Origin of the sequence: Paracoccus sp. Ld10 (genome assembly GCF_045064235.1) — a bacterium.
Classification (GTDB): domain Bacteria; phylum Pseudomonadota; class Alphaproteobacteria; order Rhodobacterales; family Rhodobacteraceae; genus Paracoccus.
In genome coordinates this window covers 588,998-612,644 of sequence record NZ_JBISHD010000032.1, presented here as the reverse complement: position 1 = coordinate 612,644, position 23,647 = coordinate 588,998, and the positions used below count along the sequence as shown (strand labels likewise).

22 protein-coding genes are annotated in these 23,647 nt (G+C 63.6%); 18 read left to right on the top strand and 4 right to left on the bottom strand.

Annotated elements, in window-relative coordinates; all coding sequences use genetic code 11:
* The first annotated feature begins 3 nt into the window (after positions 1-3).
* The 14 genes from nuoG (at position 4) to trmB (ending at position 14,934) form a co-directional block, all read left to right on the top strand.
* On the top strand, positions 4-2,016 hold the full coding sequence (gene nuoG / locus ACJJVR_RS16775; RefSeq protein ID WP_405406293.1) for an NADH-quinone oxidoreductase subunit NuoG: 2,013 nt from the start codon (positions 4-6) through the stop codon (positions 2,014-2,016).
* Between the two features lie 4 nt (positions 2,017-2,020).
* Entirely contained in the window at positions 2,021-2,767 is a 747-nt protein-coding gene (locus tag ACJJVR_RS16770) for a hypothetical protein (RefSeq protein WP_405406291.1), read from the top strand.
* Positions 2,768-2,785: 18 nt separating this feature from the next.
* Positions 2,786-3,817 carry an NADH-quinone oxidoreductase subunit NuoH gene (gene nuoH, locus ACJJVR_RS16765; RefSeq protein ID WP_405406290.1) on the top strand — a complete coding sequence of 344 codons (1,032 nt, stop codon included), beginning with the start codon at positions 2,786-2,788 and terminating at the stop codon, positions 3,815-3,817.
* 3 nt (positions 3,818-3,820) lie between these two features.
* Positions 3,821-4,312: an NADH-quinone oxidoreductase subunit NuoI gene (gene nuoI / locus ACJJVR_RS16760; RefSeq protein WP_405406288.1), complete on the top strand. Its 492-nt coding sequence runs from the start codon at positions 3,821-3,823 to the stop codon at positions 4,310-4,312.
* Complete coding sequence (locus ACJJVR_RS16755) at positions 4,309-4,722, top strand: carboxymuconolactone decarboxylase family protein (RefSeq protein WP_405406286.1); 414 nt, start codon at positions 4,309-4,311, stop codon at positions 4,720-4,722. Before nuoI ends, ACJJVR_RS16755 begins: the two co-directional genes overlap by 4 nt.
* Positions 4,719-5,321 carry an NADH-quinone oxidoreductase subunit J gene (locus tag ACJJVR_RS16750; protein ID WP_405406284.1) on the top strand — a complete coding sequence of 201 codons (603 nt, stop codon included), beginning with the start codon at positions 4,719-4,721 and terminating at the stop codon, positions 5,319-5,321. The genes ACJJVR_RS16755 and ACJJVR_RS16750 overlap by 4 nt, the downstream gene beginning before the upstream one ends.
* Before the next feature lie 58 nt (positions 5,322-5,379).
* Positions 5,380-5,685, top strand: a complete 306-nt coding sequence (gene nuoK / locus ACJJVR_RS16745) for an NADH-quinone oxidoreductase subunit NuoK (protein WP_042248542.1) — start codon at positions 5,380-5,382, stop codon at positions 5,683-5,685.
* A 4-nt stretch (positions 5,686-5,689) separates the two neighbouring features.
* On the top strand, positions 5,690-7,786 hold the full coding sequence (gene nuoL, locus ACJJVR_RS16740; protein ID WP_405406282.1) for an NADH-quinone oxidoreductase subunit L: 2,097 nt from the start codon (positions 5,690-5,692) through the stop codon (positions 7,784-7,786).
* Between the two features lies 1 nt (position 7,787).
* Positions 7,788-9,341 carry an NADH-quinone oxidoreductase subunit M gene (locus tag ACJJVR_RS16735; protein ID WP_405406280.1) on the top strand — a complete coding sequence of 518 codons (1,554 nt, stop codon included), beginning with the start codon at positions 7,788-7,790 and terminating at the stop codon, positions 9,339-9,341.
* Positions 9,342-9,351: 10 nt separating this feature from the next.
* On the top strand, positions 9,352-10,812 hold the full coding sequence (nuoN, locus tag ACJJVR_RS16730; RefSeq protein WP_405406279.1) for an NADH-quinone oxidoreductase subunit NuoN: 1,461 nt from the start codon (positions 9,352-9,354) through the stop codon (positions 10,810-10,812).
* The gene (locus ACJJVR_RS16725) at positions 10,805-11,572 is read left to right on the top strand and encodes a biotin--[acetyl-CoA-carboxylase] ligase (protein WP_405406277.1); all 768 of its coding nucleotides are present in this window, start codon (positions 10,805-10,807) and stop codon (positions 11,570-11,572) included. The genes nuoN and ACJJVR_RS16725 overlap by 8 nt, the downstream gene beginning before the upstream one ends.
* 5 nt (positions 11,573-11,577) lie before the next feature.
* Complete coding sequence (locus ACJJVR_RS16720; RefSeq protein ID WP_405406276.1) at positions 11,578-12,357, top strand: type III pantothenate kinase; 780 nt, start codon at positions 11,578-11,580, stop codon at positions 12,355-12,357.
* Positions 12,350-14,026, top strand: a complete 1,677-nt coding sequence (locus ACJJVR_RS16715) for a ribonuclease J (RefSeq protein WP_405406275.1) — start codon at positions 12,350-12,352, stop codon at positions 14,024-14,026. The genes ACJJVR_RS16720 and ACJJVR_RS16715 overlap by 8 nt, the downstream gene beginning before the upstream one ends.
* A 194-nt stretch (positions 14,027-14,220) precedes the next feature.
* Positions 14,221-14,934 (top strand): tRNA (guanosine(46)-N7)-methyltransferase TrmB, encoded by a 714-nt coding sequence (gene trmB, locus ACJJVR_RS16710; protein WP_405406273.1) that lies wholly within the window; start codon positions 14,221-14,223, stop codon positions 14,932-14,934.
* Positions 14,935-14,961: 27 nt separating this feature from the next.
* On the opposite strand, the gene glmS is transcribed toward trmB, so the two are convergent.
* Complete coding sequence (gene glmS / locus ACJJVR_RS16705) at positions 14,962-16,779, bottom strand: glutamine--fructose-6-phosphate transaminase (isomerizing) (RefSeq protein WP_405406271.1); 1,818 nt, start codon at positions 16,777-16,779, stop codon at positions 14,962-14,964.
* On the bottom strand, positions 16,779-18,122 hold the full coding sequence (gene glmU / locus ACJJVR_RS16700) for a bifunctional UDP-N-acetylglucosamine diphosphorylase/glucosamine-1-phosphate N-acetyltransferase GlmU (RefSeq protein ID WP_405406270.1): 1,344 nt from the start codon (positions 18,120-18,122) through the stop codon (positions 16,779-16,781). The genes glmS and glmU overlap by 1 nt, the downstream gene beginning before the upstream one ends.
* A 117-nt stretch (positions 18,123-18,239) precedes the next feature.
* Here glmU and ACJJVR_RS16695 point away from each other — a divergent pair, with 117 nt between their 5' ends.
* Positions 18,240-18,914, top strand: coding sequence for an HAD-IA family hydrolase (locus tag ACJJVR_RS16695; RefSeq protein WP_405406268.1), 675 nt, complete (start codon positions 18,240-18,242; stop codon positions 18,912-18,914).
* A 4-nt stretch (positions 18,915-18,918) separates the two neighbouring features.
* Here ACJJVR_RS16695 and bfr read toward each other — a convergent pair whose 3' ends face one another.
* Positions 18,919-19,404, bottom strand: coding sequence for a bacterioferritin (gene bfr, locus ACJJVR_RS16690; RefSeq protein WP_405406267.1), 486 nt, complete (start codon positions 19,402-19,404; stop codon positions 18,919-18,921).
* Positions 19,352-19,645: a bacterioferritin-associated ferredoxin gene (locus ACJJVR_RS16685; protein WP_405406265.1), complete on the bottom strand. Its 294-nt coding sequence runs from the start codon at positions 19,643-19,645 to the stop codon at positions 19,352-19,354. Before ACJJVR_RS16685 ends, bfr begins: the two co-directional genes overlap by 53 nt.
* A gap of 117 nt (positions 19,646-19,762) precedes the next feature.
* Between ACJJVR_RS16685 and queA the strand changes: the two genes are divergently transcribed.
* From queA to lpdA, 3 genes are all read left to right on the top strand, one after another.
* On the top strand, positions 19,763-20,809 hold the full coding sequence (gene queA, locus ACJJVR_RS16680) for a tRNA preQ1(34) S-adenosylmethionine ribosyltransferase-isomerase QueA (RefSeq protein ID WP_405406264.1): 1,047 nt from the start codon (positions 19,763-19,765) through the stop codon (positions 20,807-20,809).
* Positions 20,810-20,894: 85 nt separating this feature from the next.
* The gene (locus tag ACJJVR_RS16675) at positions 20,895-22,151 is read left to right on the top strand and encodes an MFS transporter (RefSeq protein WP_405406262.1); all 1,257 of its coding nucleotides are present in this window, start codon (positions 20,895-20,897) and stop codon (positions 22,149-22,151) included.
* 66 nt (positions 22,152-22,217) lie between these two features.
* Entirely contained in the window at positions 22,218-23,609 is a 1,392-nt protein-coding gene (gene lpdA, locus ACJJVR_RS16670) for a dihydrolipoyl dehydrogenase (protein ID WP_405406260.1), read from the top strand.
* Positions 23,610-23,647 lie beyond the last annotated feature (38 nt).

Sequence of the window (23,647 nt, the reverse complement as noted above, 5' to 3'; positions counted from 1 at the left end):
ATCATGGCCGAATTGCGGACAATCAAGATCGACGGCACCGAGATCCAGGTCGATCCGAACCTGACCCTGATCCAGGCCTGCGAGCAGGCCGGGATCGAGATCCCGCGCTTCTGCTATCACGAGCGGCTGTCCATCGCGGGCAACTGCCGGATGTGCCTTGTCGAGGTCGTTGGCGGCCCGCCCAAGCCCGCCGCATCCTGCGCGATGCAGGTTAAGGACATGCGCCCCGGTCCTGACGGTGCCCCCTCCGAGATCCGCACCAACAGCCCGATGGTAAAGAAGGCCCGCGAAGGCGTGATGGAGTTCCTGCTGATCAACCATCCGCTGGACTGTCCGATCTGCGATCAGGGCGGCGAATGCGATCTGCAGGACCAGGCGATGGCCTATGGCGTTGATTTCAGCCGCTATCGCGAGCCAAAGCGCGCGTCCGAGGAACTGAACCTGGGTCCGCTGGTGGAAACCCACATGACGCGGTGCATCAGCTGCACCCGCTGCGTGCGTTTCACGACCGAGGTCGCGGGCATCACCCAGATGGGCCAGACCGGCCGTGGCGAGGACAGCGAGATCACCAGCTATCTGAACCAGACGCTGGCCTCGAATCTGCAGGGCAACATCATCGACCTGTGCCCGGTGGGCGCGCTGGTCTCCAAGCCCTATGCCTTTACCGCCCGCCCGTGGGAGCTGACCAAGACCGAGACGATCGACGTCATGGACGCCGTTGGCAGCGCGATCCGCGTGGACACCAAGGGGCGCGAAGTGATGCGCATCCTGCCGCGCAACCATGATGCCGTGAACGAGGAGTGGATCAGCGACAAGACGCGCTTTGTCTGGGACGGTCTGCGTCGCCAGCGGTTGGACACGCCCTATCTTCGCGAGAACGGTCGCCTGCGCGCCGCAACCTGGCCCGAGGCGCTGAGCGCCGCGGCCAGTGCGATGCAGGGCGGCAAGGTCGCCGGACTGGTCGGCGATCTGGCATCCGTCGAGGCGGCGTACAGCCTGAAGACGCTGATCGAGGCTCTGGGCGGTTCGGTCGAATGCCGCACCGACGGTGCGCGTCTGCCCGCTGGCAACCGGTCGGGCTATGTCGGGAATGCGGTGATCGAGGACATCGATACCGCTGCGTCGATTCTGCTGATCGGGACCAATCCGCGTGACGAGGCGGCGGTGCTGAACGCCCGCCTGCGTCGGGCCTGGGCGCGCGGCGCACAGGTCACGGTCGTGGGCCCGGCGGTCGATCTGACCTTTGATTACGACCATGCGGGGACCGACCGTGCGGCGCTGTCGGCCTTGTTGGATGGGGCCGAACCGTCCGAGGAGGCTGGTTTGATCATCGTGGGTCAGGGCGCGCTGCGCGAGGCTGACGGTGAGGCCGTGCTGGCCACCGCTCAGGCGCTGGCACAGGCGACCGGGGCGCGGCTGCTGGTCCTGCATACCGCCGCGGCACGCGTGGGTGCGATGGATGTGGGCGCGGTTACCGACGGCGGGATGCCTGCTGCCATCGACGGCGCACAGGTCATTTTTAACCTGGGCGCCGACGAGGTCGAGATCGCTGCGGGTCCGGTGGTCATCTATCAGGGCAGCCATGGCGACCGCGGCGCACACCGCGCCGACATCATCCTGCCCGCCGCCTGCTATACCGAAGAGATGGGCCTGTTCGTAAACACCGAAGGCCGTCCCCAGTTGGCCATGCGCGCCAATTTCGCGCCGGGCGAGGCCAAGGAAAACTGGGCAATCCTGCGGGCGCTGTCCGCCGAACTGGGCCAGACCCTTCCATGGGACAGCCTGGCACAGCTGCGCCGTTCGCTGGTAAAGGCGGTCCCGCATCTGGGGCAGGTCGATCAGATCGTCGAAAGCGCTTGGCAGCCTCTGCCGATGCGCGATCTGGGCAAGGCCGCGTTCGTGAACCCGGTCCGCGATTTCTACCTGACGAACCCGATCGCACGCAGTTCTCCGTTGATGGGGGAACTGTCGCGCATGGCTGCGGCGCGCCATTCGCCCGCGTTGGCTGCGGAGTAGACGGATGACCCCCAATGTTCGGACCAGCGTTTCGATAACGGCTCTGATCGGGGCCGTTCTGGCCCTGTCGGGGTGCATGCACACGTCGACGGGCGGGGGCACCGAGGCGCGCCGGCCCGTGGCGGCATCTGTAGCCGGAAGCGACAGACTGGGGCGGGCCCGAATCTCTACGCAATCGGGAGAGATCCTAATTCTTGAGGAGGACGGCAGCATCACCACGATGGATCTGGACACTGAGGGCGGCCGCGATGCGTTTGCCGTGACGGAGGCCGATCTGGCCGCGCTGAACCAGAACCTGGACCTGGACTTTGCGGGCCTTGTCGCGCCCAACCGCCCGCGAGAGAAAACCGCGCAGGACAAGGCGCTGGAGGCGTTCGCCGCCCGGACACAGCCCGCCTTGCCGGTGCTGGCCGAGGGGACAGAGATCGCGCCCGAATCCTTTATCGCGGTGCAGGTCGTGCCGCTGAACCAAGGTGCGGGTGCCGATCTGGTCGAGGTGACCGCCAATCTGCAGCAGGGGGTGGACGCGGATATCGCGTTCTCGTATGCCACCTGCGCATTGGCCGGTTGGGCCCGCGACAACGGCAACCCCTATGGTCGGCACGTCCGCACGCTGCAGGCTGAACGCAACGGCAAGCTGCTGATCGGATCGGCGTTCCTGCTGTCGGACAGCAAGCCGATGGGATTGCGGGTGATGGAAACGGAAGAGACCTTGCGCGAATGCGACGCACGCGGCATTCCAACGGCGTAAGGCAAAGGGACTGGCATCATGGCTGATTTTTGGGCATCTTCCTGGGGCATCGCGCTGATCCTGCTGGCGCAGGGCCTGGCGCTGATCGTCTTCGTGATGCTGTCGTTGGTCTACATGGTCTATGGCGACCGCAAGATCTGGGCGGCGGTGCAGATGCGCCGTGGCCCGAACGTCGTCGGCCCCTGGGGCATCCTGCAGACTTTTGCCGATGCGCTGAAATTCGTGGTCAAGGAAATCGTCGTGCCTGCAGGCGCGGACAAGTTCGTGTTCTTTCTGGCACCGTTCCTGTCGATGATGCTGGCGCTGTTGGCGTTCGTGGCGATTCCCTTTGCACCGGGCTGGGTGATGGCCGACATCAACGTGGGCATCCTGTTCATCTTTGCCGTCTCCTCGCTGGAGGTCTACGGCGTGATCATGGGTGGTTGGGCATCAAACTCGAAATTCCCGTTTCTGGGGTCGCTGCGCTCTGCGGCCCAGATGATCAGCTACGAGGTCAGCCTGGGCCTGATCATCATCGGCGTGATTATCTCGGCCGGGTCCATGAACCTGACCGCGATCGTCGAGGCGCAGCGCGGCGCGGGTCTGCTATCGTGGTTCTGGTTGCCGCATCTGCCGATGGTCGTGCTGTTCTTCGTTTCGGCCCTGGCCGAGACCAACCGCCCGCCCTTCGACCTTCCGGAAGCGGAATCCGAACTGGTCGCGGGTTTCATGACCGAATACTCGTCCACGCCCTATCTGCTGTTCATGGCCGGCGAATACATCGCCATGTGGCTGATGTGCGCGCTGATCAGCCTGCTGTTCTTTGGCGGTTGGCTGTCGCCCATTCCCGGCCTGCCGGACGGTGCGATCTGGATGTTCCTCAAGATGGTCATCTGGTTTTTCATGTTCGCCATGGTGAAGGCCATCGTGCCGCGGTACCGCTATGACCAACTGATGCGGATCGGCTGGAAGGTGTTCCTGCCGCTGTCCCTGGGTTGGGTCGTGATTGTGGCTTTCCTTGCGAAATTCGAAGTCTTCGGGACCTTCTGGGCCCGTTGGGCAGGAGTGTAAAAGATGGCTTTCGACGTCGTCCGCGCCACCAAATACTTCCTGATGGTGGATTTTCTCAAAGGGTTCGGCCTGGGCATGCGGTATTTTTTCGCGCCCAAGGCCACGATCAACTATCCCCACGAAAAGGGACCGCTGTCTCCGCGTTTTCGCGGTGAGCATGCATTGCGCCGCTATCCCAACGGCGAGGAACGCTGCATCGCCTGCAAACTGTGCGAGGCGATCTGTCCCGCGCAGGCGATCACCATCGATGCCGAACCCCGCGACGACGGCTCGCGCCGCACGACGCGCTATGACATCGACATGACCAAGTGCATCTATTGCGGTTTCTGTCAGGAGGCCTGTCCGGTCGACGCGATCGTCGAGGGGCCGAACTTTGAGTTCGCGACCGAGACCCGCGAAGAGCTGTTCTACGACAAGGAAAAGCTGTTGGACAACGGCGCGCGGTGGGAATCCGAAATTGCGCGCAATCTGGCGATGGACGCGCCCTACAGATGACCGATCCCTTTACCAAGATGTTTCAGCAGATGCTGACCCAGGGGCAGGAGATGGCGCGGACCTTCAATCCTGCGCTGGAGCATTTCGACGTCAAGGCGTTCGAAAAGATGTTCCCGACCATGCCCGCAGACATGCTGGAAATGTGGTTTGGCAAGACCTTTAACCGCGACGGGCTTGACGCGCGGACCCGTCTGCTGGTGACGATCGCTGCGATGACCGTCCAGGGCGCGTTGGCCGAGCCGCAGATGCGCATGACCATCCGGCACGCGATTCAGGCCGGCGCCACGCCGCGCGAAATCGCCGAGGTGATCTATCAGATGGGCATGTTCGGCGGCCTGCCAGCGATGCAGAAGGCACTGGAGATCGCCCAGGGCGTCTTTACCGAATCCGAGGGGAGCACCCAGGCATGATGACATTTACATTCTATCTGTTTGCCATATCGGTCTGCACCGCGGGCTTCATGGTGGTGCTGGCGCGCAACCCAGTGCATTCGGTGCTGTGGCTGATCCTGGCGTTTCTGTCTGCAGCGGGACTGTTCGTGCTGTTGGGCGCAGAGTTCGTGGCGATGCTGTTGATCATCGTCTATGTCGGCGCGGTCGCGGTTCTGTTCCTGTTCGTCGTGATGATGCTGGACGTCGATTTCACGAAACTGAAGGGTGAGTTTGCACAGTATCTGCCGCTGGCAGGGCTGATCGCCATCGTGTTGCTGGCGCAGCTGGCCATTGCCTATGGTGCGTGGGAAAGCAGCGATCAGTCCGCCACCCTGCGGTCGGTGCCGATGTCCACCGAGATGCTGAACACCAACGCCATCGGCCTGCTGCTGTACGACCGCTACATCCTGCCGTTCCAGATCTCGGGGCTGATCCTGCTGGTCGCCATGATCGGGGCGATCACGCTGACCATGCGGCACCGTACCAATGTCAAACGTCAGGACGTGATCGCGCAGATGCATCGCGATCCGGCAAAGGCCATGCAGCTGCGCGACGTCAAGCCTGGGCAGGGGCTGTAAGCCACCGCCCCGGCCAACGGAATATCAACGGGTGAGAGAGCCCGGAGGGACTGAACTGATGATCGGATTGACACATTACCTGGTCGTGGGCGCGATTTTGTTCGTCGCCGGGATCTTCGGCATCTTCGTGAACCGCAAGAACGTCATCGTCATCCTGATGTCGATCGAGCTGATGCTGCTGGCGGTCAACATCAACTTCGTCGCGTTTTCGGCCCACCTGGGCGATCTGGGGGGCCAGATCTTTACGATGTTCATTCTGACCGTCGCAGCCGCCGAAGCGGCCATCGGCCTGGCCATCCTGGTCGTCTTCTTCCGAAACCGCGGCACGATCGCGGTCGAAGATGTCAACGTGATGAAGGGTTAGGGTCATGGCTCAGTTCGTTCTTTTCGCGCCCCTGCTGGGTGCCCTGATCGCCGGTTTTGGCTGGCGGCTGATCGGAGAGCGCGGCGCGCAGATCCTGACGACGGCCATCCTGTTCGCCGCCGCCGCGCTGTCCTGGGTCATTTTTCTGACCTTGGGCGAACCGCAAAGCATCCCGGTCATGGACTGGATCGTTTCGGGTGATTTCACCAGCGAATGGGCGATCCGGCTTGACCGCCTGACTGCGATCATGCTGATCGTGATCAACACGGTTTCGGCGTTGGTCCATCTCTACAGCTTCGGTTACATGGCGCATGATGAGAATTTCGGCGACGACGAACCCTATCGGGCACGCTTTTTCGCCTATCTGTCGTTCTTCACCTTTTCGATGCTGATGCTGGTGACGTCCGACAACCTGCTGCAGATGTTCTTTGGCTGGGAGGGCGTGGGCGTCGCGTCCTACCTGCTGATCGGTTTCTACTTCAAGAAGCAGTCGGCGGGTGCCGCTGCGATGAAGGCGTTCATCGTCAACCGCGTCGGCGACTTTGGCTTTCTGCTGGGCATCTTCGGGCTGTGGTGGATGACCGGATCGATCCAGTTCGACGAGATCTTTGCTCAAGTCCCAATGCTGGCCCAGACCGAAATGACCTTCCTGTGGCGCGACTGGAACGCGGCGAACGTGCTGGCGATTTTGCTGTTCATCGGCGCGATGGGCAAATCGGCGCAGCTGTTCCTGCACACATGGCTGCCTGACGCGATGGAAGGTCCGACCCCTGTGTCGGCGCTGATCCACGCCGCGACCATGGTGACGGCGGGCGTTTTCCTGGTGTGCCGCATGTCGCCGCTGTACGAATTCGCCCCCGAGGCAAAGATGATGATCGTCTATGTCGGCGCGACCACTGCGTTCTTTGCCGCGACCGTCGGTCTGGTTCAGAACGACATCAAGCGCGTCATCGCCTATTCGACCTGCTCGCAGCTGGGCTACATGTTCGTGGCGGCGGGCGTCGGCGTCTATTCTGTCGCGATGTTCCATTTGCTGACCCATGCCTTTTTCAAGGCGATGCTGTTTCTGGGCGCCGGTTCGGTGATCCATGCGATGCACCACGAACAGGACATGCGGAACTATGGCGGGTTGCGTAAAAAGATTCCGCTGACCTTTGCCGCGATGATGATCGGCACGTTGGCCATCACGGGCGTCGGCATTCCGCTGACTCATATCGGTTTCGCCGGTTTCCTGTCCAAGGATGCCGTGATCGAGAGCGCCTATGTCGGCAGCCCCTATGCGTTCTGGATGCTGGTGATCGCGGCACTGATGACCAGCTTTTATTCGTGGCGTCTGATGTTCATGACCTTTTTCGGCACGCCGCGGGGCGATCATCATGCGCATGACCATGCGCATGAAAGTCCCCGCGTGATGACCGCGCCGCTGATCGTGCTGGCGATCGGTTCGATTTTTGCGGGCATGGTCTGGTACAACAGCTTTTTTGAGGAAGAGGGCGTCAATCAGTTCTTTGGTATGTCCGCCATCGAGGCCAGCCACGATACCGGCGGGCACGAACCGGCTGAAACCGGGACGGTCGAGGCTGCGCCCGCGGACGCCGGTCACGCCGAAGTTGAACCCGGCGCGGGCATCCGCACCGAAGGCATCGTCGTGGGGCAGGGGGCGATCTATATGCACCCGGACAACCATGTGATGCACGATGCTCACTATGTCCCCGCGTGGGTCAAGGTTTCGCCCTTTGTCGCGATGCTGATCGGGTTCGGACTGGCGTGGCTGATGTATATCCGGCGCCCGGAAATGCCGGGTCAACTGGCTGCGCAGCAGCGGGGCCTGTACCATTTCCTGCTGAACAAGTGGTACTTTGACCAAGCCTATGACGCGATCTTCGTGCGTCCGGCCCGTTGGATCGGCCGCAAGCTGTGGACGGCCGGTGACGGAGCCGTTATCGACGGCGCCATCAACGGGCTGGCTTTGGGAATCATCCCACGGCTGACCCGGTTCGCCGGACGCGTGCAGTCGGGCTATTTGTTCCATTATGCCTTTGCGATGGTCCTGGGCATCGTGGGCTTGCTGATCTGGGTGATGATGCGGGGCGCGCACTGACATGACGAACCTACTTTCGATCATCACATTCCTGCCGATCGTCGCGGCGGGCATTCTGGCGCTGTTTCTGCGCGGCGACGATGCCGCCTCGCAGAAGAACGCCAAGTGGCTGGCCCTGATCGCGACCACCGCGACGTTCCTGGTGTCGCTGTTCCTGCTGTCTGGGTTCGACCCCGCCAATACGGGCTTTCAGTTCGTCGAGGATCACGCCTGGATCATGGGCCTGCGCTACAAGATGGGTGTTGACGGAATTTCCGTCCTGTTCATCATGTTGACGACATTCCTGATGCCGTTGACCATCCTGTCCTGCTGGGACGTCGAGATCCGGGTCAAGGAATACATGATCGCCTTTCTGGTGCTGGAGGGGCTGATGATCGGCGTCTTTGCGGCGCTTGACCTGATCCTGTTCTACCTGTTCTTCGAGGCCGGCCTGATCCCGATGTTCCTGATTATCGGCATCTGGGGGGGCAAGAACCGCATCTATGCGTCGTTCAAGTTCTTTCTGTACACGTTCATCGGATCGGTCCTGATGCTGGTCGCCATGATCGCCATGGCACGCACCGCGGGCACCACTGACATCGCCGAACTGCTGGCCTTCGACTTTCCGTCGCAGACCATGGCGGTCATGGGGTTCAGCATTGTCGGGGGCATGCAGACCCTGCTGTTCCTTGCCTTCTTTGCCAGCTTTGCGGTCAAGATGCCGATGTGGCCCGTCCACACCTGGCTGCCGGATGCGCACGTGCAGGCGCCAACAGCCGGGTCTGTGGTTCTGGCGGCAGTGCTGCTGAAGATGGGCGGCTACGGCTTCCTGCGCTTCAGCCTGCCGATGTTCCCGGTTGCATCGGACCATCTTCAGGGCCTTGTCCTGTGGATGTCGGCAATCGCCATCGTCTATACCTCGCTGGTCGCGCTGGCGCAGTCCGACATGAAAAAGCTGATCGCTTATTCGTCGGTCGCGCATATGGGCTATGTGACGATGGGCATCTTTGCCGCGAACCAGCAGGGGCTGGACGGCGCGATCTTTCAGATGTTGTCGCACGGTTTCATTTCGGGTGCGTTGTTCCTGTGCGTCGGCGTCATCTATGACCGCATGCACACGCGCGAAATCGGCGCCTATGGTGGGCTGGTGAACCGGATGCCGGTCTATGCGCTGGTGTTCCTGTTCTTCACGATGGCCAACGTCGGCCTACCCGGCACGTCCGGTTTCGTGGGCGAGTTCCTGACCCTGATGGGTGCGTTTCACGCCAACACATGGGTTGCCTTTGTGGCGGCTACCGGCGTGATCCTGTCAGCGGCTTATGCGCTGTGGCTGTACCGCCGCGTGACCATGGGTGCGCTGATCAAGGAAAGCCTGCGGACGATCACCGACATGACGCCGCGCGAACGCTGGATCTTTGCGCCGCTGATCGCGATGACCCTGATCCTGGGCGTCTATCCGCGCCTGGTCACCGACATCACCGGCCCCTCGGTCCAGGCGCTGCTGGTGAATTACAACGACGCGCTGCCTGCTGATGCGGCGACGGGCGACATGGCCTCGGCCACCGCCAGCCATTGAGGAACGCACGATGACCGGTTTGGATATCTCGACCATTCTGCCCGAGCTGCTGCTGGCGATTTACGCTCTGGCTGCGCTGCTGGCGGGGGCCTATCTGGGCAAGGACCGGATCGCGCGGCAGATCCTGTGGGCCAGCGTCGTGGCGCTGCTGGCTGCGGCGATGGTCGTGGGCATGGCGGACCGCCCACAACAAAGCGCGTTCTTCGGGATGTTCATGGACGACGCCTTTGCCCGCTTTGCGAAGGTCACGATCCTGCTGTCCGGTGCCGCCGTGCTGGCGATGAGTGCCGAGTACATGGAGCGGCATCGTCTGATGCGCTTTGAATATCCGATTCTGATTGTCCTCGCGACTGTCGGCATGATGGTGATGGTGTCGGCTGGGGACCTGTTGTCGCTGTACATGGGGTTGGAGCTGCAGTCGCTGGCGCTCTATGTCGTGGCGGCCATGCGCCGCGAAAGCGTCAAGTCGTCCGAGGCCGGGTTGAAATACTTCGTGCTGGGTGCCTTGAGCTCGGGTCTTTTGCTCTATGGTGCCTCGCTGGTTTACGGCTTTGCTGGCACGACACAGTTCGCGGGCATCCTGCAGGCCGTTCAGGCCGGCAGCCTGCCCTTGGGTTTGCTGTTTGGTCTGGTCTTTCTGCTGGTCGGTCTGGCGTTCAAGGTATCCGCTGTGCCGTTCCACATGTGGACGCCTGACGTTTATGAGGGCTCACCCTCGCCTGTGACGGCCTTTCTTGCGACTGCACCCAAGGTTGCCGCGATGGCGCTGATCGCACGTCTGATGTTCGACGCGTTTGGAAATGTCCCGGCCGATTGGGGCCAGATCATCGCTGCCTTGGCAGTGATGTCGATGTTCCTCGGCTCGATCGCGGGCATCGGCCAGCGCAATATCAAACGTCTGATGGCCTATTCCTCGATTGCGCATATGGGCTTTGCGCTTGTCGGTCTGGCCGCCGGCACTGCCTATGGCGTGCAGGCGATGCTGATCTACATGGCGATCTATGCGGTGATGAATGTGGGCAGCTTTGCCTTCATCCTGTCGCTGGAACGCGACGGGCGCCCGGTCACCGACCTGGAAAGCCTGAACCGCTTTGCCAGCGCCGAACCGTTGAAGGCAATGGCCGTCCTGCTGCTGATGTTCAGCCTTGCAGGCGTTCCGCCGCTGGTCGGTTTCTGGGCCAAATACGGCGTGCTGTCGGCAGCGGTCGATGGCGGTATGGCATGGCTGGCGATTGCCGGTGTGATCGCGTCGGTGATCGGTGCCTTCTATTACCTGCGGATCGTGTTCTACATGTATTTCGGCGCCGAGTCCGAAGGCGTGACCAGCCGCATGGGTGGCGTTCAATACGCCGCCCTGCTGGTCCCGGCATTTGCGCTGCTGCTGGGGTCGATCACGTTGCTGGGCATCGACGATGCTGCAGCGGTTGCTGCGCAGTCGCTGGTGGGTGACGTCACGGTTGCGGGTGAGTAATTCGCCTGCCACATGGCCTCAGGGTGTGGCGCGCCACATTCTTGACCGCGTGGACAGCACCAATGCCGAAGGGTTCCGATTGGCCCCGACGCTCAGCGGTCCGACCTGGATCATGGCGCGCGAACAGCAGGCCGGTCGGGGTCGTCGCGGGCGCGCCTGGACCGATCCGCCGGGAAACTTTGCGGCCACGCTGGTTATGCGCCCGGACGGAACAGCCGCCGATGCGGCGCGGCTGTCCTTTGTTGCGGCACTGGCCGTTCATGATGCCCTGCGCGACCTGTGCGGCCCGTCGCTGAATGTGTCGTTGAAGTGGCCCAATGACGTGTTGCTGAACGGCGGAAAACTGTCAGGTATCCTGTTGGAAAGCAGCGGTGCCGGGGGGCAGGTCGCGGTTCTTGCCATCGGCATCGGCGTCAACCTGACGCATGCGCCCGAGGTGTCGCAGGTCGAACCCGGCGCGTTACGCCCGGTCAGCCTGGCCGGGGAAACCGGCCTGACGGTCATACCCGACGATCTGCTAGATGCGCTGGCCGTCCGGTTCGATGAGGGTGCACGCCAGATGGCGGCCTATGGCTTTGCGCCCATCCGCGCTGCGTGGCTGGCTCGCGCCGCACGGCTGGGAGAGACGATCACCGCCCGAACCGGCACCGCCGAGATCACCGGACGGTTTGACGGCATCGACGACACCGGCGCTCTGATCTTGACCGGCCCGCGCGGCAGGCAGGCGATTTCCGCCGCAGACATCCACTTCGGGGGATAGACCCAATGTTGTTGTGCATTGATACCGGCAACACCAACACGGTCTTTTCGATTTGGGAGGGGACGCGGTTTCTGGCCCATTGGCGGATCCGCACCGATCACCGGCGCACGGCCGACGAATATTACGTCTGGCTGTCGACGCTGATCGCGGTGCAGCGATTTGAACTGCAGATCGACGCCTGCATCATCAGCGCCACGGCCCCGCGGGTGGTCTTCAACCTGCGGGTGCTGTGCAACCGATATTTCGACACGCGCCCGCTGGTAGTCGGCAAGCCCGACTGCCTGTTGCCGGTCTCTCCGCGGGTCGATGCGGGCACGACGGTCGGGCCGGACCGCTTAGTGAACACGGTCGGCGCCTATGACCGGCACGGGCCGGACCTGATCGTGGTTGATTTCGGCACGGCGACCACGTTCGACGTGGTAGACGTCGATGGCGCCTATATCGGCGGCGTCATCGCGCCCGGCGTGAACCTGTCGCTGGAGGCGCTGCACATGGGGGCGGCGTCCCTGCCGCATGTCGATGTGACGATGCCGGCGGCGGTCATCGGCACGAATACGGTTGCATGTATCCAGTCAGGCGTGTTCTGGGGATATGTAGGGTTGGTCGACGGTATCGTGGGAAAGATCCGCGCCGAGCGCGACCGCCCGATGAAAGTCATAGCCACTGGCGGGCTTGCGCCACTGTTCGATCAGGGGTTCGACCTGTTCGATGCGATAGAAGACGATTTGACGATGCACGGGCTTCGGCTCATTCACGACTTTAACAAGGAGATGGGAAATGGCTGAACGCCTGATCTATCTGCCGCTCGGCGGAGCGGGCGAAATTGGCATGAACGCCTATGTCTACGGATACGGCCTGCCTGGCAAGGAACGGCTGATCCTGGTGGACCTTGGCGTCACGTTTGGTGACATGGAGGGCAGCCCGGGGATCGACCTGATCATGCCCGACCTGACCTGGCTGGAAAAGAACCGCCATCGTCTGGAGGCGATCTTTGTCACCCACGGCCACGAGGACCATATCGGTGCCATCGCGCATCTGTGGAAACGTCTGGACGTGCCGATCTATGCCCGCCGCTTTACCGGGACGCTGGTGCGCCTGAAGATGGAGGAGCATGGCCTTCCGACCGAGGTGGTCAACATCACCGAGGCGCGCCCCGCCGTGACCAATGTCGGCCCCTTCGGCGTGCAGTTCGTGCCGATCAGCCATTCGATCCCGGAAAGCAGTGCGCTGATCATCGATACGCCCGCCGGGCGCGTCGTGCATACGGGCGACTTCAAGATGGACGTGACCCCGGTTGTGGGCGATGCGTTCGATCCGGTCGGCCTGTCCCAGATTGCCGCAGAGGGCAAGGGCGTAAAGATCCTGGCCTGCGACAGCACCAATATCTTCTCGACCCATCCTGGCCGGTCCGAGGCGGTTCTGGCGACCCCGATCCTGGAATGGGTCATGGCACAACAGAACATGATCGTTGCCACCACATTCGCCAGCAACATCGCGCGTCTGAAGACGCTGGCCGATGCTGCCCGTGCGTCGGGTCGCAAGGTCTGCCTGCTGGGTCGTGCGATGCGGCGCATGGTCAGTGTCGGCTTCGACAGCGGCATCCTCAAGGATTTTCCCGACACGATCGGGCCCGAGGAGGCCGCCAAGCTGCCCCGCAACAAGGTTTTGCTGCTGGTCACCGGCAGCCAGGGCGAACGCCGCGCGGCCAGCGCGCAGCTGTCGCGCGGTCGCTATCTGGGCCTGTCCCTTAAGGAAGGCGACAGCTTTCTGTTCAGCTCCAAGACCATCCCCGGCAACGAGAAATCGGTCGGTCGCATCATGAATGCGCTGAGCGAGGCGGGCGTCGATGTCTGGGACGCGGATGATGGCCTGTACCATGTGTCTGGTCACGCGAACCGCCCCGACATCGAGGCGATGCACGATCTGTTGAAGCCCAAGGTCGTGATCCCGATGCATGGCGAGCATCTGCATCTGCGGGAGCATGCGATGCTGGCGCGCGCCAAGGGCATGACCGCCGAGATCGTGACGAACGGCACGATGTTGGACCTGACGGGCGACCGCCCCAAGGTCTGCGACCAGGTCGAGACTGGGCGGCTGTATCTGGACGGCAACCAGCTGATCGGCGCGATGGACGGGGTCGTTCGCGACCGCATTCGGATGGCGCTGAACGGGCATGCGATGGTCAGCGTGATCGTCGATGAGGATGACAACGCCCTGCCAGATGCCTGGGTCGAGTTGATGGGCCTGTCCGAGCGTACCCGTTCGGGCGGTGAATTGGCGCGCCAGATCGAGGCAGAGCTGTCCGAGTTCCTCGAGCGGGCCGATGCCCGCACCGTGCGCGACGACGGCAAGATGGATGAGGCGATCCGCAAGATCACCCGTCAGGTCGCGATGGAAGAGATCGGCAAGAAGCCGGAGGTCACCGTCAGCATCAGTCGTCTGATGGCCGACTGACCATTACCTTGGCTTGCGTCCCGCGATGGCCGGGGGGCCAGCCCCCCGGACCCCCCGATGTCGCACGGTACGGTAGTGTAAGCTTGGCCAGACCGCAGGGGGTCCGGGGGGTGCGAAGCCCCCCGGCCACCGCGGGACGCAAAGCGGCGCAGGGGGCTTGAAACCGCGGCGCGCTTGCGGCAATGCCCAGCACCATGAGCGACACACCCGAATCCGGCTTTGATCCGAACCCGCCCCGCCGCAACTTTTATGGGCGGCGTCATGGCAAGACGCTGCGACAGAGCCAGAAGGGCTATTTGTCCGAAGATCTGGGCGAATTGCGGCCCCATGGCATCACCGTGCAGGAAAACCCTGACCGCGCGCAGGTCGACCCCGCCGCGATTTTCGGCAACGATCATCCAGTCTGGCTGGAAGTCGGGTTTGGCGGGGGTGAGCACATGGTACACATGGCCGCCACCTATCCCGACATCAATATCATTGGCTGCGAGCCCTTTATCAATGGCGTTGCAATGTTGCTGGGCAAGATCCGTGCGGCCGGCGTCACGAATGTCAGCGTCCACCCGGGCGATGCGCGCGACCTGATGGACGTGCTGCCCGATAACAGCGTCCAGCGTGCCTTTCTGATGTATCCCGACCCTTGGCCCAAGGCCCGCCATCACCGGCGCCGGTTCGTGACGCCAGAACATCTGCGGCCCCTTGCGCGGATCATGCAGCCCGGCGGGATCTTTCGCGCGGCCAGCGACATCCCCGACTATATCCGCCAGACCCGTGAGGAAGTGCCGCCGGCAGGGTTCGAGACGGTCGATGATACGCCGGTGGCTTGGGACGACTGGATCAGCACCCGCTATGAACAGAAGGCCCTGCGTGAGGGGCGTCCGCCCCATTACGTGACCTTTCGCCGCCTGTAGGAAAAGGCCCACCGAGGCGGGCCTATTTCATTCGACGGTCACGGATTTCGCCAGATTTCTGGGCTGATCGACATCCGTGCCCTTGGCGACGGCCGTGTGATAGGCAAGATACTGCATGGGCACCGCATAAAGGATCGGCTGGAACACCCCGCCGCCGGTGGGCAGGGCCAGGCTGGCGGTGATGCCGTCACCGGCCGCCGCGATCCCCGCCGCGTCCGAAATCAGCAGCACCTGTCCGTGACGCGCCATCACCTCCTGCATGTTCGAGATGGTCTTGTCGAACAGCGCATCATGCGGCGCCAGCACCACCACCGGCACGTCGCCGTCGATCAGGGCGATGGGGCCGTGCTTCAGCTCTCCGGACGCATAGCCCTCGGCATGGATATAGCTCAGTTCCTTAAGCTTGAGCGCGCCTTCCAAGGCGACGGGGTACAGCGCGCCGCGGCCCAGATACAGCACGTCGCGGGCCTGCGCCAACCAGTCGGCCTGCGTCCGGCATTCGTCCGACAGGGCCAGCGCCTGCGCCAGCAGCGCGGGAATGGCACGCAGGTCGCGCAGATGCGCCATCAAACCGGTATCGTCGATCCGGCCGCGATCATGCGCCGCCTTCAGCGCCAGGACGGCCAGAACTGCCAATTGGCAGGTGAATGCCTTGGAGGACGCGACGCTGACCTCGATCCCCGCCAGCGTCGGCAGTGCCATGTCCGCATCGCGTGCGATGGCCGAGGTGCCGACGTTCACCAATCCCACGGTCCGGGCGACCTTGCCGCGCGCATAGTGCAGAGCGGCCAGCGTGTCCGCGGTCTCTCCCGACTGGCTGACGGCAACGAACAGGCTGCGATCCGACAAAGGCGGCTCGCGATAGCGGAATTCGGACGCGACATCGATGTCGCAGGGCAGGCCCGCCAGCTGTTCGAACCAGTATTTCGCCACATGCCCCGCCAGATGCGCGGTGCCGCAACCGACCAGGGTCACCCGGTCAAGCGCCGCGAAATCCAGGCCTTCCGGCAGCACGATCCGGTCGCCCTTGACGTAATGGTTCAGCACGTCGCCGATCACCACGGGCTGTTCGGCGATCTCCTTGGCCATGAAATGGCGATGTCCGGCACGGTCGATCACGGTTGCGCCCACATCGATGCGGGCGCATGCGCGGTGGGCCTGGTGGTCGTCCGCGTCCCAGACCTGCACGCCCGCGCGGGTCAGCACGGCGTGGTCGCCATCCTCCAGATAGGTGATGCGGTCCGTAAAGGGGGCAAGCGCCACCGCGTCGGAACCCAGAAACATCTCTCCGTCGCCGTGGCCAATGGCCAGCGGGCTGCCGCGGCGGGCCGCGATCAGCAGGTCGGGCTGATCCTGAAACAGAAAGGCTAGCGCGAACGCTCCCTTCAGGCGGGCCAGCGTGGCGCGCGCGGCCTCCAGCGGCGACAGGCCACGGGCCAGATGGTGCGCGGTCCACAGTGCCACGGTTTCCGTGTCGGTCTGCGTTTCCGCCTGAATACCCAGTTCCGCCAGTTCGGCCCGCAATTCGCGGAAGTTCTCGATGATGCCGTTGTGGACGACGGCGACGGGGCCGGACTGGTGGGGGTGGGCGTTGACCTCGGTCGCGGCGCCATGGGTGGCCCATCGAGTGTGGCCGATGCCCGCGTGGCCCGTCAGCGGCTGGTGGACCAGCCGGTCCGACAGGTTGACCAGCTTGCCCACCGCACGCCGGCGCGCCAGTTGTCCGGTGGCGTCCACAGTCGCCACGCCGGCGCTGTCATAGCCGCGATATTCCAGCCGCTTGAGCGCATCGACCAGCTGGGGTGAGACCTCGTGGTTGCCCAGTATTCCGATGATGCCGCACATCAGCGCGCCTCCTTTTTCAGCCGCAGCGCCGCCATCAGGCGGGTGGCCAGACCCGGTTTCGTGACCTGGCGCGCCCGGCCGATGGCCAAGGCACCGTCCGGGATATCCTCGGTGATGGTGCTGCCCGATCCGGTCATCGCGTCCGCGCCGACATGGACGGGGGCGACCAGCATGGTGTCGCTGCCGATGAAGGCGCGCGGGCCGATCGTGGTGCGATGCTTGGACACGCCGTCATAGTTGCAGGTGATCGTGCCCGCGCCTATGTTCGTGTGTTCGCCCACATGGGCGTCGCCCAGATAGGTCAGGTGGCCGACCTTGACGCCCTCGTCCAGAACGGCGTTCTTGATCTCGACAAAGTTGCCGACATGGACATCCGCGCCCAGTTCCGCACCGGGGCGCAGGCGGGCAAAGGGTCCGACGGTCGCGCCTTCGCTGACATGACACCCCTCAAGGTGACAGAAGGGTAGGATCTCTGCGCCCGACTCCACCGTCACGCCGGGGCCAAACACCACGTTCGGCCCGATCACCGCGTCGCGGCCGATCACCGTGTCCAGCGCCAGAAAGACGCTGCCCGGATCGGTCAGCGTCACCCCGTCCTCCATCAGCGCGGCACGGGCGCGGGTCTGGAACGCGGCCTCGGCGGCGGCCAGTTCGGCGCGGGTGTTGATGCCAAGCGTCTCGGCCTCGTCGCAGATCACCACGTCGGCGCGGTGCCCATCGGCCCGGGCCAGGGCGACCAGATCCGTCAGATAGTATTCGCCCGCCGCGTTGTCATTGCCCAGCCCCGCGATCAGACGGCGCAACAGGTCGGCCTGCAGCGCCATGACGCCCGAATTGCACAACGCGATGTCGCGGGTCGCGGCATCGGCGTCCTTGTATTCGACAATGCGTTCCAGCCCGCGATCGGTGACGACCAGCCGGCCATAGCGGCCCGGATCGCCGGCCTCGAAGCCCAGCACCACAAGGTCGGCGGGGTGGGCGGCCAGTTCGTCCAGCGTGTCCTGAGCGATAAAGGGCGTGTCGCCGTACAGGATGATCACCCGCCCTTCGAACCCCTCTAGGCTGGGCAGAGCCTGGCGCACGGCGTGGCCGGTGCCCAGTTGTTCGGCCTGCAGGACCGTTGCCGCCTCAGGGTCCAGTTTTGCCACGGCGCGCGCGACAGCGTCCGACCCGTGGCCGGTCACGACGACGATCTGTTCCGGCTGCAGGTTGCGCGCCGCGCGCAACGCGTGCCCCACCAGCGGTACCCCGCCAAGCCGGTGCAGGACCTTGGGCAGATCCGATTGCATCCGGCTGCCCTGTCCTGCCGCCAGAATCACGACCGCCAATCCAGCTTCCGACATCACCGCCCCCATCGCCTGTTTGCTTTTTCTTCCTGGCGTTCTAATCGGGGCGGGACGCGCTGGAAAGGCCCGGCGCGGTCACCTTTGTTTTCCGAACATTTCCAGAGGGGATGACGCATGGCGGGTACGGTGGTCTTTGATCTGGACGGGACGCTGGCGGATACGTCCGGCGATCTGGTCGCGGCGGCGAACGCATGCTTTCGCGCGCGGGGCTTGGGGGACCTGCTGGACCCTGTGGCCGATGCGCTGATCGCGTTCCATGGCGGGCGCGCGATGTTGCGGGCGGGTTATGGCCGGATGTCAGGCGACACGCTGTTGCCGCCCGGTGCCGAAGACGAGGATTTCGACAGCCTGCTGTCCCATTACGGATCGGCCATCGCGGTGCATACCCGAATGTATCCGGGGGTAGAATCGGCGCTGGACCGTCTGGCCGCCGACGGGCACCGGTTGGCCGTCTGCACCAACAAGCCCGCGGCGCTGGCTGAAACTCTGCTGCGCGAATTGGGCATTCGCGACCGGTTCGGCGCGATGATCGGCGCCGACACGCTGCCCGTGCGAAAGCCCGATCCGCGTCCCTATCAGGCCGCAGTCGCAGGCGCGGGCGGCACCGTCGCGCAATCTTTTCTGGTGGGCGATACCGAAACCGACCGCAAGACGGCTGCGGCGGCGGGGGTGCGCGTGGCGCTGGTCAGCTTTGGCCCCGAGGGAGAGGCGATTTCCCGCCTGGCCCCCGAGGCGCTGCTGGGCCATTTCGACCGGTTGCCGGACATTGCCCGCGATTGGTTGGGATAGGCTCCTATTCGGCCTCGTCCGAGGAGGTCGCGTTCAGATGGCCATAATTCTGGGCGCCGATCGTCTCGAACAGGTGGATCTGTGTTTCCAGAAAGTCGATATGACCTTCCTCGTCGGCGATCAGTTCCTCGAACAGCATCTTGCTGGGATAGTCGCCGACGCTTTCGCAATGGTCACGCGCCTCGATGTACAGCGTGCGCGCATCGTGTTCGGCGGCCAGATCGCTGTCCAGCGTCTCGCGCAGGTTCTGTCCGATTCGCAGCGGGTCCAACCGTTGCAGGTTGGGATGCCCCTCCAGAAAGATGATCCGCTGGATCAGCTTGTCGGCGTGGTTCATCTCTTCAATGGATTCTTCGCGCGATTTCTTGGCAATCTTGCCAAAACCCCAGTCTTCCTGGAGGCGATAGTGCAGCCAGTACTGGCTGACCGCCGTCAGCTCAGAGCGAAGTGCGGCGTTTAGATACTCGATGACTTTGGCGTCGCCCTTCATGGGTGGCATCCTTTTTGCTATCTGTTCCGGCCCGCAAGATCGGCGGTGCGACGCCCAGCTTATCGCACGCGCGCATGGTGTCCAGAAACAGCGGCATGCAGCCCCCGCAATCGGCCCGCTTTCCCAACGCGTGATAGATCTTGCCGGGCGTGATGATGGTCTGGGCATCCGCCGCCCGCATCCAGTCGATGGCGGCGCGGATGTCGTGATCCGAGATCATGGTGCAATGGCAGACGATCATGGCGGGCTCCTGTCAGGCGAAGACTTACCAATTTCGTTGGTCTTGTAAAGTCCGACGTTTTTGCTTTGTCTTCACGGCTGCTTGACGCGGGCGCGGGGTGGCCGCAAACCCCGTGCCATGAAGTTGTCCGATTTTGATTTCGACCTGCCCCCGCACCTGATCGCCACGCGGCCAGCCAAGCCGCGCAGTTCCGCACGCCTGTTGCTGGCACAGGACGGCATGATCGCTGATCGCCACGTGGGCGACTTGTCGCAGATCCTGCGTCCCGGCGACCTGCTGGTGCTGAACGACACCAAGGTCATTCCCGCCCGCCTGACCGGCACCCGCGCCCGCCAGACCCCGCAGGGAGAGGCCGTCGCCCGGATCGAGATCACCCTGCTGGAACCCGCAGCCGACGGCTGGCAGGCGCTGGCCAAGCCTCTGCGCAAGCTGCGCGTGGGCGAGGTGATCCGGTTCGGAGACGCCCTGTCAGCCACCGTGGCCGAGATGACGGAAACGGGCCTGCGGCTGGTCTTTGACGCCACGGGCGATGCGTTCGATGCGGCGTTACAGCAGGTGGGCGCGATGCCCCTGCCGCCCTATATCGCCGCGCTGCGGGCGCCTGACGACCAGGACCGCGATGATTATCAGACGGTCTGGGCCGCGCGGCAGGGCGCCGTCGCGGCCCCCACCGCCAGCCTGCATTTCGACGCGCCACTGCTGCAGGCGCTGTCCGAACGGGGTGTCGAATTTGCGCATGTGACGTTGCATGTGGGGGCGGGGACGTTCCTGCCGGTCAAGGTCGACGACGTCACGACCCATCGCATGCATGCCGAATGGGGAGAGGTGTCGCCCCGCGCCGCCGACGCGATCAATCGCGCCAAGGCCGAAGGCCGCCGGGTGATCCCGGTGGGCACAACCGCCCTGCGCCTGATCGAATCGGCCGCCCCCGGGGTCGGACAGATGGCGCCGTTCACGGGGACGACCGACATCTTTATCTATCCGGGGTATCAATTCCGGGTGACCGACGGGCTGATGACGAATTTCCACCTGCCGAAATCGACGCTGCTGATGCTGGTGTCGGCATTGATGGGGTCGGAAAAGATCAAGGATATCTATGGACATGCGGTCGAACGCGGTTATCGTTTCTTCAGCTATGGCGATGCGTCGCTGCTGATCCCCTGAGGTCGCATTCCGGCTGGCATCGAGGGCCCTTCGGGCATAGGTCGGGCATCCAGCCTCCACGCCCCTGAACAAGACGAGACCCGCGATGATTTCGGTGTTGCGCACGACATGGCCGCTTTTGCTTGGCATCCTGCTGCTGATGGTCGGCAACGGCATGCAGGGCACCCTGCTGGGCATCCGCGGCGGGATCGAGGGCATCCCGACCCTGCAGATGTCCGTCGTCATGGCCAGCTATTACGGCGGGTTCATGCTGGGCAGCCTGACCGTGCCCGACCTGATCAAGAATGTCGGCCACGTGCGGGTCTTTGCAGCCCTGGGGTCGCTGATTTCCGCGGTGCTGGTGCTGTTTGCGGTGGAACCGCACTGGATCAGCTGGACCCTCCTGCGATTTCTGATCGGGTTCTGTTTCTGCGGGGTCTATGTCGCGGCGGAAAGCTGGCTGAACACCGGTTCGACCAATGAGAACCGCGGCCAGACGCTGTCGCTCTACATGATCGTGCAGCTGCTGGGCATCGTCATCGCTCAGGCCCTGCTGAACATCAGCAGCCCCGCGGGCTATCTGCTGTTCATCATCCCGTCAGTTCTGGTGTCGCTGGCGTTCACGCCAATCCTGCTGTCGGCCCAGCCCGCGCCGCAGTTCCAGACGATCAAGCGGATGTCCTTTGCCAAACTGTACGAGGCGTCGCCCTTGGGGTGCGTCGGGATTTTCCTGATCGGGGGCGTGTTTTCGGTCCTGTCGGGGATGTCGTCCGTCTGGGGCGCGCAGATCGGCCTGTCGGTGGCGCAGATCAGTCTGTTCGTGGCCGCGATCTATGCGGGTGGTCTGGTCCTGCAATATCCGATCGGCTGGATCTCGGACCGCTATGACCGGCGCAAGCTGGTGCTGGGAATGTCGGCCATCGGCGGGCTGTGCGGTCTGATCACGGTGGCTGCGCAGCCGGGGACCGTGGGGCTGGTCATCGCGGGGGCGATCATGGGCGGGATCGCGAACCCGGTCTATGCGCTGCTGCTGGCCTATACCAACGACTATCTGGACCAGTCCGACATGGCGTCCGCATCGGCGGGCCTGCTGTTCATCTATGGCATCGGCAGCATGGGCGGACCTGTCATCACCGGTTGGATGATGGGCGTGATGGGACCCGATGGGTACTGGGTCTATATGGGCACGCTGCTGGCGTTGCTGACCGGGTATGCCGGATGGCGGACCACGCAGCGTCGGGCGCTGACGCCGGACGAACAGGGCAGCTTTGCCGTCATCACCCCGAACGCCACCCCCCTGGCCGTCGATGCCATCCTGGAGGAGGCACAGTCTGACGACCCCCAGCAGCAGGCCACCGCCTGACCGGCGGCTTGCTGCCTTGGGGTAAATGGTTTAACGCTGAACTATAATTCATCAGCGGGGGACCCGATGGCCCAGAATTTCGACTTGGTGGTGATCGGCTCAGGGCCGGGCGGCTATGTGGCCGCGATCCGGGGCGCGCAGCTGGGCCTCAAGGTGGCCTGCATCGAGCGCGAGCATCTGGGCGGCATCTGCCTGAACTGGGGCTGTATTCCGACCAAGGCCATGCTGCGATCGGCCGAGGTGTATCACCTGATGCACCGCGCCAAGGAGTTCGGTCTGTCGGCCGACGGCATCGGCTATGACCTGGACGCGGTCGTGAAACGCTCGCGCGGTGTCGCCAAGCAGCTGTCCGGCGGCATTGGCCATCTGTTCAAAAAGAACAAGGTCACCGTCATCATGGGCGAGGCCAAGCTGGCCGGGAAAGGCCGCGTTTCGGTCAAGACCGACAAGGGGACCGAGGAGGTCACCGCAAAATCCATCATCCTGGCGACCGGCGCGCGGGCGCGCGAGCTGCCGGGGCTGGAACCGGACGGCAAGCTGGTCTGGAACTACAAGCACGCGCTGGTCCCGCCGCACATGCCCAAAAAGCTGCTGGTTATCGGATCGGGTGCGATCGGCATCGAGTTCGCCAGCTTTTTCAACACGCTGGGCGCCAAGACGACGGTGGTCGAGGTCATGGACCGCGTCCTGCCCGTCGAGGACGCCGAGATCAGCGCATTCGCCAGGAAACAGTTCGTCAAGCAGGGCATGACGATCATGGAAAAGGCAACCGTCAAGAAGCTGGACCGCAAGGGCGATACCGTCACCGCCCATATCGAGGTCGGGGGCAAGACCGAGACGCACGAGTTCGATACCGTGATCTCGGCTGTGGGCATCGTCGGCAACACCGAAAACCTGGGTCTTGAAGAAGCGGGCATCAAGATCGACCGCACCCATGTCATCACCGACGAATACTGTCGTACCGGGGTCGAGGGCGTCTATGCCATCGGCGATCTGGCCGGTGCGCCCTGGCTGGCGCACAAGGCCAGCCACGAGGGCGTCATGGTGGCCGAACTGATCGCGGGCGGTCATCCGCACCCGATCAAACCGGGCTCTATCGCCGGCTGCACCTATTGCCACCCCCAGGTCGCCAGCGTTGGCCTGACCGAGGCCAAGGCCAAGGAACAGGGGCTGGACATCAAGGTTGGTCGTTTCCCATTCGTGGGCAACGGCAAGGCCATCGCCCTTGGTGAATCCGAGGGCATGATCAAGACGATCTTTGACGCCAAGACGGGCGAACTGCTGGGTGCGCACATGGTCGGCGCCGAGGTCACCGAGCTGATCCAGGGCTATGTCATCGGCCGCCAGCTGGAGACGACCGAACAGGACCTGATGGAAACCGTGTTCCCGCATCCCACCCTGTCCGAAATGATGCACGAATCCGTGCTGGACGCGTATGGGCGTGCGATCCACTTTTGATCCGACCGGGATCGCGATGACAAAGGGGGGCGTTTCGC

Coding starts and splice junctions, on each gene's coding strand:
- nuoG (WP_405406293.1), top strand. CDS start 4: ATGGCCGAATTGCGGACAATCAAGATCGACGGCACCGAGATCCAGGTC.
- ACJJVR_RS16770 (WP_405406291.1), top strand. CDS start 2,021: ATGACCCCCAATGTTCGGACCAGCGTTTCGATAACGGCTCTGATCGGG.
- nuoH (WP_405406290.1), top strand. CDS start 2,786: ATGGCTGATTTTTGGGCATCTTCCTGGGGCATCGCGCTGATCCTGCTG.
- nuoI (WP_405406288.1), top strand. CDS start 3,821: ATGGCTTTCGACGTCGTCCGCGCCACCAAATACTTCCTGATGGTGGAT.
- ACJJVR_RS16755 (WP_405406286.1), top strand. CDS start 4,309: ATGACCGATCCCTTTACCAAGATGTTTCAGCAGATGCTGACCCAGGGG.
- ACJJVR_RS16750 (WP_405406284.1), top strand. CDS start 4,719: ATGATGACATTTACATTCTATCTGTTTGCCATATCGGTCTGCACCGCG.
- nuoK (WP_042248542.1), top strand. CDS start 5,380: ATGATCGGATTGACACATTACCTGGTCGTGGGCGCGATTTTGTTCGTC.
- nuoL (WP_405406282.1), top strand. CDS start 5,690: ATGGCTCAGTTCGTTCTTTTCGCGCCCCTGCTGGGTGCCCTGATCGCC.
- ACJJVR_RS16735 (WP_405406280.1), top strand. CDS start 7,788: ATGACGAACCTACTTTCGATCATCACATTCCTGCCGATCGTCGCGGCG.
- nuoN (WP_405406279.1), top strand. CDS start 9,352: ATGACCGGTTTGGATATCTCGACCATTCTGCCCGAGCTGCTGCTGGCG.
- ACJJVR_RS16720 (WP_405406276.1), top strand. CDS start 11,578: ATGTTGTTGTGCATTGATACCGGCAACACCAACACGGTCTTTTCGATT.
- ACJJVR_RS16715 (WP_405406275.1), top strand. CDS start 12,350: ATGGCTGAACGCCTGATCTATCTGCCGCTCGGCGGAGCGGGCGAAATT.
- trmB (WP_405406273.1), top strand. CDS start 14,221: ATGAGCGACACACCCGAATCCGGCTTTGATCCGAACCCGCCCCGCCGC.
- glmS (WP_405406271.1), bottom strand. CDS start 16,779: ATGTGCGGCATCATCGGAATACTGGGCAACCACGAGGTCTCACCCCAG.
- glmU (WP_405406270.1), bottom strand. CDS start 18,122: ATGTCGGAAGCTGGATTGGCGGTCGTGATTCTGGCGGCAGGACAGGGC.
- ACJJVR_RS16695 (WP_405406268.1), top strand. CDS start 18,240: ATGGCGGGTACGGTGGTCTTTGATCTGGACGGGACGCTGGCGGATACG.
- bfr (WP_405406267.1), bottom strand. CDS start 19,404: ATGAAGGGCGACGCCAAAGTCATCGAGTATCTAAACGCCGCACTTCGC.
- ACJJVR_RS16685 (WP_405406265.1), bottom strand. CDS start 19,645: ATGATCGTCTGCCATTGCACCATGATCTCGGATCACGACATCCGCGCC.
- queA (WP_405406264.1), top strand. CDS start 19,763: ATGAAGTTGTCCGATTTTGATTTCGACCTGCCCCCGCACCTGATCGCC.
- ACJJVR_RS16675 (WP_405406262.1), top strand. CDS start 20,895: ATGATTTCGGTGTTGCGCACGACATGGCCGCTTTTGCTTGGCATCCTG.
- lpdA (WP_405406260.1), top strand. CDS start 22,218: ATGGCCCAGAATTTCGACTTGGTGGTGATCGGCTCAGGGCCGGGCGGC.